14 protein-coding genes are annotated in these 13548 nt (G+C 55.6%); 9 read left to right on the forward strand and 5 right to left on the reverse strand.

Features of this window, described 5'->3' with window-relative positions; genetic code table 11:
• The first annotated feature begins 92 nt into the window (after positions 1–92).
• The 4 genes from yebS to RY075_RS13975 all read left to right on the forward strand — a co-directional run bounded on the left by yebS (position 93) and on the right by RY075_RS13975 (position 5844).
• The gene (yebS, locus tag RY075_RS13960; protein ID WP_003859890.1) at positions 93–1376 is read left to right on the forward strand and encodes a membrane integrity lipid transport subunit YebS; all 1284 of its coding nucleotides are present in this window, start codon (positions 93–95) and stop codon (positions 1374–1376) included.
• Positions 1345–3978 (forward strand): PqiB family protein, encoded by a 2634-nt coding sequence (locus RY075_RS13965; protein ID WP_003859888.1) that lies wholly within the window; start codon positions 1345–1347, stop codon positions 3976–3978. The genes yebS and RY075_RS13965 overlap by 32 nt, the downstream gene beginning before the upstream one ends.
• Positions 3979–4049: 71 nt before the next feature.
• On the forward strand, positions 4050–5498 hold the full coding sequence (gene rsmF, locus RY075_RS13970) for a 16S rRNA (cytosine(1407)-C(5))-methyltransferase RsmF (RefSeq protein ID WP_205733417.1): 1449 nt from the start codon (positions 4050–4052) through the stop codon (positions 5496–5498).
• 106 nt (positions 5499–5604) lie between these two features.
• Complete coding sequence (locus RY075_RS13975) at positions 5605–5844, forward strand: YebV family protein (RefSeq protein ID WP_003859885.1); 240 nt, start codon at positions 5605–5607, stop codon at positions 5842–5844.
• A gap of 34 nt (positions 5845–5878) precedes the next feature.
• Here RY075_RS13975 and pphA read toward each other — a convergent pair whose 3' ends face one another.
• Positions 5879–6523, reverse strand: coding sequence for a protein-serine/threonine phosphatase (gene pphA, locus RY075_RS13980; RefSeq protein ID WP_338627800.1), 645 nt, complete (start codon positions 6521–6523; stop codon positions 5879–5881).
• 167 nt (positions 6524–6690) lie between these two features.
• On the opposite strand from pphA, the gene RY075_RS13985 reads away from it, so the two are divergent.
• Together RY075_RS13985 and RY075_RS13990 are read left to right on the forward strand one after the other, a co-directional pair.
• On the forward strand, positions 6691–7671 hold the full coding sequence (locus RY075_RS13985) for a VirK/YbjX family protein (RefSeq protein WP_109948696.1): 981 nt from the start codon (positions 6691–6693) through the stop codon (positions 7669–7671).
• A 45-nt stretch (positions 7672–7716) separates the two neighbouring features.
• A complete protein-coding gene (locus RY075_RS13990; protein ID WP_032609507.1) occupies positions 7717–7914 on the forward strand; it encodes a hypothetical protein in 198 nt (65 codons plus the stop codon).
• 125 nt (positions 7915–8039) lie between these two features.
• Here RY075_RS13990 and RY075_RS13995 read toward each other — a convergent pair whose 3' ends face one another.
• Genes RY075_RS13995 through yobA form a run of 3 tightly spaced genes read right to left on the reverse strand, consistent with a single transcriptional unit; the run spans position 8040 to position 9637 of the window.
• Entirely contained in the window at positions 8040–8378 is a 339-nt protein-coding gene (locus RY075_RS13995; RefSeq protein WP_003859787.1) for a YebY family protein, read from the reverse strand.
• Positions 8379–8394: 16 nt separating this feature from the next.
• Entirely contained in the window at positions 8395–9264 is an 870-nt protein-coding gene (gene copD, locus RY075_RS14000) for a copper homeostasis membrane protein CopD (RefSeq protein WP_045341063.1), read from the reverse strand.
• Position 9265: 1 nt separating this feature from the next.
• Entirely contained in the window at positions 9266–9637 is a 372-nt protein-coding gene (gene yobA, locus RY075_RS14005) for a CopC domain-containing protein YobA (protein ID WP_045329847.1), read from the reverse strand.
• Between the two features lie 137 nt (positions 9638–9774).
• On the opposite strand from yobA, the gene RY075_RS14010 reads away from it, so the two are divergent.
• The 3 genes from RY075_RS14010 (at position 9775) to exoX (ending at position 11454) form a co-directional block, all read left to right on the forward strand.
• Positions 9775–10005 carry a DNA polymerase III subunit theta gene (locus RY075_RS14010; protein WP_003859784.1) on the forward strand — a complete coding sequence of 77 codons (231 nt, stop codon included), beginning with the start codon at positions 9775–9777 and terminating at the stop codon, positions 10003–10005.
• 111 nt (positions 10006–10116) lie between these two features.
• On the forward strand, positions 10117–10767 hold the full coding sequence (locus tag RY075_RS14015; RefSeq protein WP_003859783.1) for a carbon-nitrogen hydrolase family protein: 651 nt from the start codon (positions 10117–10119) through the stop codon (positions 10765–10767).
• A gap of 24 nt (positions 10768–10791) precedes the next feature.
• Positions 10792–11454: an exodeoxyribonuclease X gene (exoX, locus tag RY075_RS14020; protein ID WP_015570288.1), complete on the forward strand. Its 663-nt coding sequence runs from the start codon at positions 10792–10794 to the stop codon at positions 11452–11454.
• On the opposite strand, the gene ptrB is transcribed toward exoX, so the two are convergent.
• Positions 11436–13511, reverse strand: coding sequence for an oligopeptidase B (ptrB, locus tag RY075_RS14025; protein ID WP_045343596.1), 2076 nt, complete (start codon positions 13509–13511; stop codon positions 11436–11438). The genes exoX and ptrB overlap by 19 nt on opposite strands.
• Between the last annotated feature and the right edge of the window lie 37 nt (positions 13512–13548).

Here is a 13548-nt window from a genome sequence, read left to right on the forward strand (position 1 = left end):
CTATTAAAATAAGCATTAAATGCGCTCATGCTCAAGATGAATCCGTTCATGAGTTATTATAACTTTCAACAATACTAATCTGTGTGCGACTGATGGCCCTAAAAACACCCCAAATTACGCCGACACGAAAGATCGTTGTCCGTACGGTAAGCCAGGCTCTGCCCCGTGCACATTATCAGCGTTGTCCCCAGTGCGATACGCTTTTTATGTTGCCGAAGATGAAATCGCACCAAAGTGCTTTTTGTCCATGCTGCGATGCCAAAATTCGCGATGGCCGGGACTGGTCATTGACGCGTCTGGCGGCAATGGCGGTAACCATGCTGCTGCTGATGCCCTTCGCCTGGACCGAGCCGCTGTTAAAGCTATACCTGCTTGGCGTGCGTATTGACGCTAACGTGTTGCAGGGGATCTGGCAGATGACGCGCCAGGGCGATCCGCTTACGGCCGCCATGGTGCTGTTCTGCGTCGTCGGCGCGCCGTTGGTGCTGGTCGCGGCAATTGCCTACCTGTGGTTTGGCAACATACTGGGGATGAACCTGCGCCCCGTCCTGCTCATGCTGGAAAAGCTCAAGGAGTGGGTGATGCTGGACATCTATCTGGTGGGCGTCGGCGTGGCGTCTATCAAGGTGCAGGATTATGCATTTTTACAACCTGGCATTGGCCTTTTTGCGTTTATTTCACTGGTCCTGCTGAGTATTCTGACCCTGATTCATCTCAATGTTGAACAGCTTTGGGAGCGATTTTATCCGCAGCGTCCCGCGACCCGGCCTGATGACAACCTGCGCGTCTGCCTGGGGTGCCATTACACCGGTTTTCCGGATAAACGCGGGAGATGTCCGCGCTGCCACATTCCGTTAAGATTGCGACGCAACAACAGCCTGCAAAAATGCTGGGCGGCGCTTATCGCCTCCCTGGTATTTTTGTTCCCGGCCAACATGCTGCCGATCTCCGTAATTTATGTGAACGGCGCCCGTCAGGAAGATACTATCCTTTCAGGGATTATCTCTCTGGCGCACAGTAACGTGGGGGTCGCCGCCATTGTTTTCATCGCCAGTATTCTGGTGCCCTTTACCAAAGTGGTGGTGATGTTTACGCTGCTTATCAGCATTCACTTTAAATGCGAACAAGGACTACGCACCCGCATCCTGCTTCTGCGATTCGTGACCTGGATTGGTCGCTGGTCGATGTTGGATCTGTTCGTGATTTCGCTGATGATGTCGCTCATCAATCGCGATCAGTTACTTGCTTTTACCATGGGACCCGCAGCTTTTTATTTCGGCTCTGCGGTGATATTGACTATTCTTGCAGTGGAATGGCTGGACAGCCGCTTACTTTGGGACGCACATGAGTCAGGAAACGCCCGCTTCGCCGACTGAAGCGAGAATTAAAACAAAACGCCGCATTTCGCCATTCTGGTTGCTACCTGTCATCGCGCTGATGATCGCAGGCTGGCTGATCTGGACGAGCTATGAAGATCGCGGAAGTACCATCACGATTGATTTCCAGTCTGCGGACGGCATTGTCGCCGGACGTACCCCCGTTCGCTTCCAGGGGGTGGAAGTGGGTACCGTGCAGGATATTTCCCTCGGCAAAGGGCTGAACAAAATTCAGGTCCGGGCAAGCATTAAGTCTGATATGCAGGATGCCCTGCGCGCCGAAACGCAGTTCTGGCTGGTCACGCCTAAAGCCTCCCTGGCCGGCGTTTCCGGGCTGGATGCGCTTGTGGGCGGTAACTATATCGGCATGATGCCCGGCAAAGGCGAGCCACAGGATCACTTTGTTGCGCTGGATACCCAGCCGAAATATCGGCTGAATAACGGCGATCTGATGATCCACCTCCGCGCGCCGGATTTGGGCTCGCTGAACAGTGGTTCTCTGGTCTATTTCCGCAAAATTCCGGTTGGTCGCGTTTACGACTACGCCATTAACCCGAACAAAGATGGCGTGACCATTGATGTACTCATCGAGCGCCGTTTTACCAACCTGGTGAAAAAAGGCAGCCGCTTCTGGAACGTCTCCGGCGTCGATGCCGACCTGAGCTTAAGCGGTGCGAAAGTGAAGCTTGAGAGCCTGGCGGCGCTGGTGAATGGCGCTATCGCCTTCGACTCACCTGCTGACTCCAGCCCTGCCGCCGCAGAAGATACCTTTGGCCTGTACGCCGACCTGGCGCACAGCCAGCGCGGTGTCATCGTCAAGCTGACCCTGCCGGATGCCAAAGGCCTGAAAGCCGGTTCGACCCCGTTGATGTACCAGGGTTTAGAGGTCGGGCAACTGACAAAATTAACCCTCAATGCGGGCGGCTCCGTTACCGGCGAAATGACGGTGGATCCGAGCGTGGTGGATCTCCTGCGGGAAAAAACGCGCATTGAACTGCGTAATCCGAAGCTCTCCCTCAGTGACGCCAGCATCAGTTCCCTGCTGACGGGAAGCACCTTTGAGCTGATCCCCGGTGAAGGCGCGCCGAACAAAAACTTTGTTATCGCCCCGGCGGATAAAGCCCTGCTGCAAAAACCGGGCGTGTTGACGGTTACGCTGAATGCGCCGGAAAGCTACGGTATCGAAGCCGGGCAACCGCTGATCCTGCACGGTGTGCAGGTGGGCCAGGTCCTCGAACGTAAGCTGACAGAAAAAGGGGTCTCCTTCTCCGCCGCCATCGATCCGCAGTACAGCAATCTGGTTCACGGCGACAGTAAATTTGTGGTTAACAGCCGGGTCGACGTGAAGGTGGGTCTGGACGGCGTTGAGTTCCTCGGCGCCAGCGCCAGCGAGTGGGTTAACGGCGGGATCCGCATTCTGCCGGGCAGCAAAGGTGCGCTGCGCGAGAGTTATCCGCTGTTCGCCAATCTGGACAAAGCCATTGAAAACAGCCTTGGCGACCTGCCGACCACCACGCTGACCTTAAGCGCTGAAACGCTGCCGGACGTCCAGGCAGGCTCCGTCGTGCTTTATCGTAAGTTTGAAGTCGGGGAAGTGATCACCGTTCGTCCTCGTGCGGACGCGTTTGATATCGAACTGCATATCAAGCCGGAGTACCGCAAGCTGCTCACGCCAAACAGCGTGTTCTGGGCTGAAGGCGGCGCGAAAGTGCAGCTCAACGGCAGCGGGCTGACCGTACAGGCGTCTCCCCTCTCCCGTGCCCTGCGCGGTGCGATCAGCTTCGATAACCTGAGCGGCGCGGGCGGCAACATGCGTAAAGGTGACAAGCGGATCCTCTTCCCGTCCGAAACCGCGGCGCGCGCGGTCGGGGGGCAGATTACCCTGCACACCTTTGATGCCGGTAAACTGGCTGAAGGCATGCCCATCCGCTATCTCGGCATTGATATCGGGCAGGTCCAGAAGCTGACGCTGATCACCGCGCGCAACGAAGTTCAGGCGACCGCCGTGCTTTATCCGGAATATGTGCAGACGTTCGCCCGGGCAGGCTCGCGCTTCTCGGTGGTTACGCCGCAAATTTCTGCCGCAGGGGTTGAGCATCTCGACACCATACTTCAGCCGTACATAAACGTTGAACCGGGTCGCGGCAACGCGCGTCGTGAATTTGAGTTGCAGGAGGCAACCATCACCGACTCCCGTTATCTGGACGGTCTGAGCATTGTGGTTGAAGTGCCGGAAGCCGGTTCGCTGGGCATCGGTACGCCGGTCCTGTTCCGCGGCATTGAAGTGGGGACAGTAACAAGCCTGACGCTGGGTAATCTGTCCGATCGCGTGATGGTCGGCCTGCGCATCAGCCAGCGTTATCAGCATCTGGTTCGCAACAACTCGGTGTTCTGGCTCGCTTCAGGCTACTCGCTGGACTTCGGCCTGACCGGTGGCGTGGTCAAAACGGGGACCTTTAATCAGTTCATTCGCGGCGGCATTGCCTTCGCGACGCCGCCTGGCACGCCTCTGGCGCCTAAGGCGCAGGCAGGTAAACACTTCCTGCTGCTGGAAAGTGAACCGAAAGAGTGGCGCGAATGGGGAACGGCGCTGCCGCGTTAATCTCGCAGGCTCCGGTGTCAACGCGCCGGAGCCTTTATGTTACACTGCGCACCTGAATGTTTCCCTGTGGTGTGCCCGTGGCTCAAAACTCCGTATTTCTTCCCGAACAATTCCTCGCACAGATGCGCGAGGCGCTTCCAGCTCATCTCTCTTTCGACGATTTCGTCGCCGCATGCCAGCGCCCTTTGCGCCGGAGTATTCGCGTCAATACGCTGAAAATCAGCGTCGGGGCGTTTCTGGATCTCGTCTCCCCCTACGGCTGGCAATTAACGCCAGTGCCGTGGTGTGAAGAGGGTTTCTGGATCGAACGGGATGACGAGGAGAGCCTGCCGCTCGGCAGCACCGCCGAGCACCTGAGCGGGCTGTTTTATATTCAGGAAGCCAGCTCCATGCTGCCGGTTGCTGCGCTGTTTGCCGACGGGAACCAGCCTGAGCGGGTTATGGATGTCGCGGCGGCGCCGGGCTCTAAAACCACGCAGATTGCCGCCCGGATGAACAACCGCGGCGCGATCCTCGCCAACGAATTTTCCGCCAGCCGCGTTAAAGTCCTGCATGCCAATATCAGCCGCTGCGGGATCCACAACGTCGCGTTAACGCACTTCGACGGTCGCGTGTTTGGCGCTGCCCTGCCGGAAGCCTTTGATGCCATCCTGCTCGACGCGCCCTGCTCCGGCGAAGGCGTGGTGCGAAAAGATCCTGATGCGTTAAAAAACTGGTCCGTTGAAAGCAACCTGCAGATCGCCGCCACGCAGCGCGAACTGATCGACAGCGCGTTTCATGCCCTGCGCCCAGGCGGGACGCTGGTTTACTCTACCTGCACGCTGAATCGCGATGAAAACGAGGACGTCTGCCTGTGGCTCAAGCAACGCTATGTGGATGCCGTCGAGTTTATGCCGCTGGACACCCTCTTCGACTCGGCCAGCCATGCGGCCACGCCTGAAGGCTTCCTGCATGTCTTCCCGCAGATTTACGATTGCGAAGGCTTCTTTGTTGCCCGTCTGCGTAAAACCCGCGCCGTCGATCCCTTGCCTGCCCCTAAGTTTAAGGTCGGCAACTTCCCGTTCGCGCCGGTCAAAGGCCGTGAGGCGGCACAGGCGCAAGCGGCTGCGAGCAAAGTCGGCCTGCACTGGGATGAGAGCCTGCGCCTCTGGATGCGTGACAAAGAGCTGTGGCTGTTCCCGGTCAACATCGAACCGCTGATTGGTAAGGTGCGTTTCTCCCGCCTCGGTATTCGCCTGGCGGAGATCCACAACAAAGGCTATCGCTGGCAGCACGAAGCGGTCATTGCGCTGGCCGGCAGTGAGAACACCTTTGCCCTGACGCATCAGGAAGCGGAAGAGTGGTATCGCGGTCGTGACGTTTACCCGGAAGACGGCCCGTCACAGGATGAAGTCATCGTGACGTATCAGGGCTATCCGCTGGGGCTGGCGAAAAAAGTCGGCTCGCGGCTGAAAAACAGCTATCCGCGCGAACTGGTACGCGATGGCCGCCTGTTTACCGGTAACAACCGCAGCGCCTGAAAAAAAGCGCATTTTTTTACTGGCGATTTCGCTCTCCTTGTCTAGGATCAAAAATGGGTGACTGCACTGGTCATACCAGATTTTGGGCAACAAACCGGAGAGCATTATGACGAAAACCAGCGTACGCATTGGCGCTTTTGAAATCGACGACGCTGAATTGCGCGGCGAATCACAAGGCGAACGAACGTTAAGTATTCCCTGCAAATCCGATCCGGATTTGTGCATGCAGCTGGACGCCTGGGATGCAGATACCAGCGTCCCGGCAATCCTTGATGGGGAACATTCCGTTCTGTACCGTGAGCATTACGACAGTAAAACCGATGCCTGGGTCTTGCGTCTTGCCTGATCCAAAGAGAACCCGCCCGAAGGCGGGTTATTTATTACTGAAGCTGCGCCAGCGTCAGAAAGCCCCCGAATACTGCCCCCGTATCAATGTAGTGCAGATTGTTAAAATCGTAGCGTTTGTCCACAGGCGTATGTCCAAACCAGAAGTGATCCGCGCCGCTAATGCCCTGCCCTTTGCCCACCATAAAGCCCATTAACCGGTCGCGATCCCACAGCACGCGCTGGGCATCCACCGGCTTATGCCAGCCATATTCGGCGGAGGGATAATCCGCATGAGCAATCACGTTGAGACCGTTTTTGCAGGTTATTTCAATAATGTGCGGTAAGTCCCGACACGCGTCGAGTAAACCCTTCGCCTGTTTTTGTTGAGCGTCCTTAAGACCGGTAAACCAGTTACCACCATTTATCGACCAGAGACTAAAATCATTATTTTTAAGCGCATCTAACGCCATTTGCTCGTGATGACCGCGTACCGCATAAAACCAGTTTTCCTGCATCAGCTGTAAACATTTTACGCTGTCAGGCCCGCGGTCGATAATATCCCCCACCGAGATCAGCAGATCCGTATCAGGATTAAAATGTCGTCGTTTCAGCTCATCCATAAGCCACTGATAGCAACCATGAATATCGCTGGCAACCCAGATATGACGCCAGTGTTCTCCCTCTATTTTCTGATACATAACGCCTCCTGTAAGAAGTATAGCTGCCACAGAAAATGTCATGAACTGGCGTCGGATTTCGCGAATCCAAACAAACCATAAACCAGCCGGAAATAAAGATCGCTGCGCTATTAATCCCTTATTCCCTGGCCTTTAAAATAGAGCGGAATAAAAAGAGGGATTTTCACGTGTCAAACATACACCTGCAAAACGATGTTTTTTATCCGCATCGTACAAATATTATTTCTGAACTGGTGAGAGGAAAACGCGTTCCCGGCCCAATCTGGCACAAACGTGATTACCGGTTAAAGTTCCTTCTGCGCTCGCTTTTATTCTGGTCCTCCACCCATCGCATGCTGGAGGCCCTGTCCGGGCGCGATGATTTCGACAGGCTGCTCACCTCTCAAATTACCTTGCCGAGCAAAACTCACCGCCAGTATCTGATGCGCGGCCTGAACTCAAACGACCGGGCCGATGCTATCGTCAGCCACTATCAGTGGATTGATAGTCTGAAAAACATCGCCCTCGCCCACGCGCTGACCAGCCCGCAAGAGGCGCCAGTTGTCCGGTTCGAGGCAAAAAACGGCGAAATCTATACCGTCCACGCCTCGTCCGCAGGTAAGGCCGAACGCGAAGGCGAAAGCACGCTTTGGCTGCACGACAATGACAATACGCTGCTTGCCAGCCTGACGTTCTGTGTCGCACGCAGTAACGGCCGTACGGTGCTGGTGATCGGCGGCCTTCAGGGTCCACGTCGTCATGTTTCACGGGAGGTGATTAAACAGGCTACCCGTGCCTGCCATGGTCTTTTCCCGAAACGCGTGCTGATGGAGGTGATCTTCCAGCTTGCCTCACGCTCGAACATCAGCGCGATTTTTGCCGTCAGCGATGAAGGCCATGTTTTCCGCGCGCTGCGCTACCGTCTGAGCAAAGGCCGTCATTTTCACGCCAGCTACGACGAGTTCTGGGAAGGCCTGAACGGAAAGAAACTCTCCCCCTTCTGCTGGCAGTTGCCGCTCCAGATGGAGCGTAAAGCACTGGAGGAGATTGCCAGCAAAAAACGCGCCGAATACCGTCGCCGCTTTGCGTTACTTGATGATATTGCGGCTTCCGTACAGGCGCGCATTGATCCCGCAGTCGTCTCAGGCAAAATACAAACAAAAATTTAACAAAACAGCCAAAAAGGACTGGACTTACGCCTGCCGGGTTGTGGTATGTTTGAGGCAGGCGCACAGGAAGTGAACCTTCTGCTGAGACGAAAACCGGATTTTATCGTTTATTTTCATGCGGATAAAAAGAGACCGAATACGATTCCTGTATTCGGTCCAGGGAAATGGCTCTTGGGAGAGAGCCGTGCGCTAAAAGTTGGCATTAATGCAGGCTCAATCGCCTTGCCCTTTAAGAATAGATGACGACGTCAGGTTTTCCAGTCCACAGTAAAAGTGGTCTGAAAAAAAGCGTCAGAACATCACTAAATGTGAAAAACCGCAGAGCTTTTACAAGCACCTGCGGTTTTTTTTTACTGGAAACCTGACGGCTAGCAGAGCTTTTCAGCGCGCTCAATAAACGGTGCCAGACTTTTCTTCTGCCCGGGGTTTGCCGGGTCATCCACCTGGATCACGCTGACAGGCTGTCCGTTACTTTTCCCGCTGGCCACCTGCTGCTCCGCTACGTCATTTAACGGATACTGCACGAGCGTACTGGGATTGATGACATACAGCGCGTTACCGGGACGGCAGGTGAGCATGACCTCTTCACGATTAAATGCCCAGTTGTCCTTGCCCACTTCAAACCGGCTGACGGTGATGACCTGCGGCGCGGCCAGCGCACTGCTGGCACAGGTGAGAAGTAAAAGAGAAAGCAGTGTCTTTTTCATATGTTATTTAACCTTGTCAGAAGGGTTCCCAGGTCGCGAACAGGCTGACGGCCGCCAGTACCAGCGCGCCCAGCACCACCTCTGCCTGTGTCATCCTGATAAAAATCTGTTGTTCCCGCCCGGCCTCCGGGCGAAAGCGTGGCACAAGAAAATACCGATTCGCCAGCGCAATTGCCACCATCATCATGACCAGCGCACATTTGAACAACAACAGCTGGACATAAGGCGCATGCCACGGCACGTTTATGCCAACAATAAAGAGCGTATTGATTATCCCGGTCAGCAGCACGCCTGCCACGGCGTAATGCCCCACGCGGGAGAAGCGCATCATGGTAAAGATAGCGGCTGGCTGCCAGCGGCCTTTCGCCAGACGCATACAAAACAGCAGCGGCAGTAAACCACCCACCCAGGTCGCGGCGCAGAGCAGATGAAGCGCATGGTTGAGACGATGCAATGCTCCCGGTGCGCCACCGTTCATCGCGGCATGTCCCACGCCCGCCAACAGCACCAGCTGCCCCATCACGAGCAGTAACAGCCGTGAGCCTTTTTGCGGGGTAAGCCATGCAGCGCCCGCCGTCGCAGCGGCCAGCACCATTTGCCACAACCAGACGCCGCCAAATTGCGTTCCCAGCACGCTGCGCCAGACCGCCGGACGAATGACATCGCCCCAGCCGTTGCCCATCAACCCACTTTGCAGGCCAAACATCAGCAGAGCCGCCATCAGGCTGATTAAGGCCGCGAGTTTCTGCTGCCGCTGGAAACGCCGGGTCATGAGGCGCTGCAACGAAGACGGTGCAAACCAGACGCTGTAAAGCGCGTTGCCGAAAAGCAGCATCAGCGCAGCAAAATGGATAAAGCGTAACGCGACGTAGCTCAGGGCCAGCATACTATTTCACACTAAAGTGATAGCTGCCCTTGGTTTTGTGGCCGTCCACGGAGACCACGTGCCAGTCCACCGTGTAGGTGCCGGTCGGCAACGGTTTCTCAAGAGGAACAATCAGCTTTGCGTTATCCTTCTCGTCACGCTTCACCGCGCCGGTCTGGATCTTGTGCTGCTGCGCGTCCGTCACCACCACGCCGCTGAAGGCAGGCTCAATGCCTTCCGAGAAGTTCAGGGTAATGACCTCTGGTGCCACCGCAACGGTATTTTCCTGCGGGGATTGCTGCTTAAGATGCGCATGGGCCAGAGCTGAGGTCGCGGTTGCTGAAGAGAGCAGAAATGCCAGCGCGCACGCGACGCGGGAAGGGGTAAAGTGCATCACAATCATTCCTTTTCGTTATGCCTGAATGCTAAAGAATAACTCTGTATAATTAACGAGTCGAGGAACATCCTTTGCTCCCTTGTCATCGTTGAACAATCGCGGTAACGTTGCCGCCGCAGAAAAAGGAGAAGGAAATGAACGTTAACCTGGCCGCCCTTCCTCAGGACGAGATGGACAAAGTGAATGTCGATCTCGCCGCCGCGGGTGTCGCATTCAAAGAGCGTTACAACATGCCCGTCGTAGCTGAAGTGGTAGAGCGTGAACAACCCGCACATCTGCGCGACTGGTTTCGCGAACGTCTCATTGCGCATCGCCTCGCCTCCGTCAATCTCTCGCGCCTGCCGTACGAACCTAAAGTTAAATAAGCTTAACGTCTCGTTACACTTCCTTACGCGTTATGTGGCAGGATAAGAAAACCCTGATAAATTTAGGTGTAATCTTAAAATCCCAGCGACTTAGTGTATAAGGAAGTCACGATGTCACGATGGAATATTGCCGCGGCTCAGTATGCCCCGCGGCACAACTGTGTTGATGAGCACGTAAAACATCACCTGCACTTTATTGCCGAAGCTGCCTGGCATGGGTGCGATTTGATCGTCTTTCCGGAGCTTTCGCTTACCGGCCCAGGCGGAACATCCTTACCCCCACCTCCTGACGATTTGCAGCTTGCCCCCCTCCTTCACGCCGCCCAGTCACGTTTCATCACGGTGATTGCTGGTATTACGCTCCAGCAACACGGCCAGCGCCAGAAAGGACTCGCGCTTTTCACCCCTAACCTGTCGACCATCCGGCGTTATCCGCAGGGCAACGGTGCGGGTGTTATTCCTGGTGATAAAAGGTTAACCATCGTGGATAACCAGGCTGACGCCCCGGAACTGGACCCGGAGGCAACGCTGTTCACCAGCAGCCTGGCCGTGGGCGAGCACCGCTGGCGACAATCGATCGGTTCGTTACAACGCTTCGCGCACAAGTACGCCATCGCGGTATTAATGGCGAACGCGCGCGGCGGTAGCGCGTTATGGGATGAAAAAGGTCAGCTGATTGTACGTGCCGATAAGGGAGAACTGCTGCTAACCGGTTCTTTAGGCCAACAGGGTTGGCAAGGCGATATCATTCCATTAGGCTAGGCATTTTAGGATCAGGAGCGATCAATGCTGCGCGTTATCGATACCGAAACCTGTGATTTACAGGGTGGAATTGTGGAAGTCGCTTCTGTCGACGTGATTGACGGAAAGATAGTCAACCCAATGAGCCATCTGGTGCGCCCGGATCGTCCCATCAGTGCGCAGGCGATGGCTATACATCGCATTACGGAATCGATGGTGGCGGATAAGCCGTGGATTGAAGAGATCATCCCTCTTTACCACGGTAGCCAGTGGTATGTCGCCCATAACGCCAGCTTTGACCGCCGCGTGCTGCCGGAGATGCCCGGCGAATGGATTTGCACCATGAAGCTGGCGCGCCGTCTGTGGCCAGGGATCAAATACAGCAATATGGCGCTGTATAAGTCGCGCAAACTCAGCGTGCGGACGCCGGAAGGGCTGCATCATCACCGTGCCCTCTATGACTGCTACATCACCGCAGCGCTCCTGATTGATATCATGAATACTTCCGGCTGGACGCCAGACGATATGGCGACCATTACCGGGCGCCCCGCGCTACTGACTACCTTTACGTTCGGTAAATATCGCGGGAAGCCAGTATCGGAAGTGGCGGACAAAGATCCGGGCTATCTGCGCTGGCTGTACAACAACCTCGACAGAATGAGCCCGGAACTGCGCCTGACGCTGAAGCATTATTTAGGCGAAGCCTGAGTCCCCGCCCGGCCTGGCAGCGTATCCTGCGCCAGGCCAATCAAAAAGGCGTACTCCAGCGCCACCCCTTCATAGGATTTAAATCGCCCTGATTTCCCTCCGTGCCCTGAGTCCATATCGGTACACAGCAGCAGCAGATTATCGTCAGTTTTCAGCTCACGCAGCTTCGCCACCCATTTCGCGGGCTCCCAGTACTGCACCTGGGAATCGTGCAGGCCGGTGGTCACCAGCATATGCGGATAGGCTTTCGCCTCGACGTTATCGTACGGGCTGTACTCTTTCATGTAGCGATAATAGGTTTCATCCTGCGGATTCCCCCACTCTTCAAACTCCCCGGTGGTCAGTGGAATGGACTCATCCAGCATGGTCGTCACCACGTCCACAAACGGCACCTGGGCGATAACGCCTTTAAACAGTTCAGGCCGCTGGTTGATGACGGCGCCCATTAGCATGCCCCCGGCGCTGCCCCCCATGCCAAAGCAGAGCTGCGGATCGCCATAACCCTGCGCGATCAGCGCATCGCAGACATCAAGGTAGTCGTTAAAGGTATTTTTCTTTTTGAGAAATTTTCCGTCTTCATACCAGTGCTGACCCAGTTCGCCGCCCCCGCGAATATGGGCAATCGCATAAACAAAACCGCGGTCGAGCAGGCTCAGCCTGCTGCTGCTGAAATCGGCGTCCATGCTTGATCCATAGGAGCCATAGCCATAGACGAGGATGGGGTTTTTACCTTTGTTGAAGTGCGCCTTGTGATAGACGAGCGATACAGGGACTTCAACGCCGTCGCGTGCGGTCACCCACAGGTGCTCACTGCGATAATTTTCCGACTCAAAACCCCGGACCTCAGCCTGTTTAATCACCTGACGCTGCCCGGTGTCCATATCCAGTTCAAACAACGTATCCGGGGTGGTCATCGACGAATAGCCGTACCGCAGGCGGGACGATTCCGGTTCCGGGTTAAAGCCGATCCACGTTACGTAAGCCGGGTCATCGAACGCAATGCCCACCACTTCGCGGGTTTTGCGGTTGATTTGGCGGATACTGGTCAGTCCGCGCTGACGCTCTTCCACCACCAGCCAGTCGGTAAACAGGGTGAACCCCTCCAGCATCACCTGATCGCGCGCGGGAATTAACACTTCCCATTTGCGTTCATCGCGCACTTTGGTTTTATAAAGGCCAAAGTTTTTGCCCTCGCGGTTCGAACGCAGGTAAAAGCTGTGCTGGAAGTGATCCAGGCTGTACTCATGATCTTTACGGCGCGGCAGGAAGCACAGCGGCTGCGCATCCGGCAGCTCTGCATCCAGCAGCAGCACTTCTGAAGTGGTGGCGCTGGAGAGGAAAATGATCACGTAGTGGCGAGACGACGTTTTGTGCAGGCTGACATAGAACGTCTCGTCTTTTTCCTCGTAGACTAATTCATCGTCGGCGGAATCGGTCCCCACCGTATGACGCCAGACCTGATAAGGCAGCAGCGTTGAGGCATGCTTTTTAACGTAGTAGACCGTTTCTGAATCGTTACCCCAGACGAAATCGGGGGAGACATTATCCAGCATTTCGGGATACCAGTTTCCCGTTTCAAGATTGCGGAAACGCAAACCGTACTGGCGGCGGGAGAGGTAATCCTCAGCCAGCGCCATAATGGCGTTATCGGGGGAAATGGACATGCCGCCCAGCGTATAAAACTCACTGTGGGCAGCACGTTTGTTGGCATCCAGCAAGATCTCCCATTCGTCCCACTCGGCGCTCAGCACAGACTGGCGCTGGTAGATGGGATATTCGTTTCCCGGCTCATAAATATGGCGATAGCGATAACCGTTTTTGCACCACGGGGCAGAGACATCACGCTGGGGGATACGCTGCACCATTTCGTTCAGGAGCTGATCCTGAAGCGCCTGCTGGCTGGCCATGACCTGGCGGCCATAGTCGTTTTCCTCGTGCAGATAGTCGAGCACCTCTGGCCGGGAACGAGAATCGTCCCGCAGCCAGTAGTAGTTATCGATACGCGTATCGCCATGCGTGGTGATCGCATAAGGAGTACGTCGGGCTTTTGGAGGCATGGCATTCTTACTTTTTCGTTTTACATCCTATAAGGTT

This window comes from Enterobacter sp. JJBC (genome assembly GCF_036936505.1).
Lineage (GTDB): Bacteria > Pseudomonadota > Gammaproteobacteria > Enterobacterales > Enterobacteriaceae > Enterobacter > Enterobacter hormaechei_C.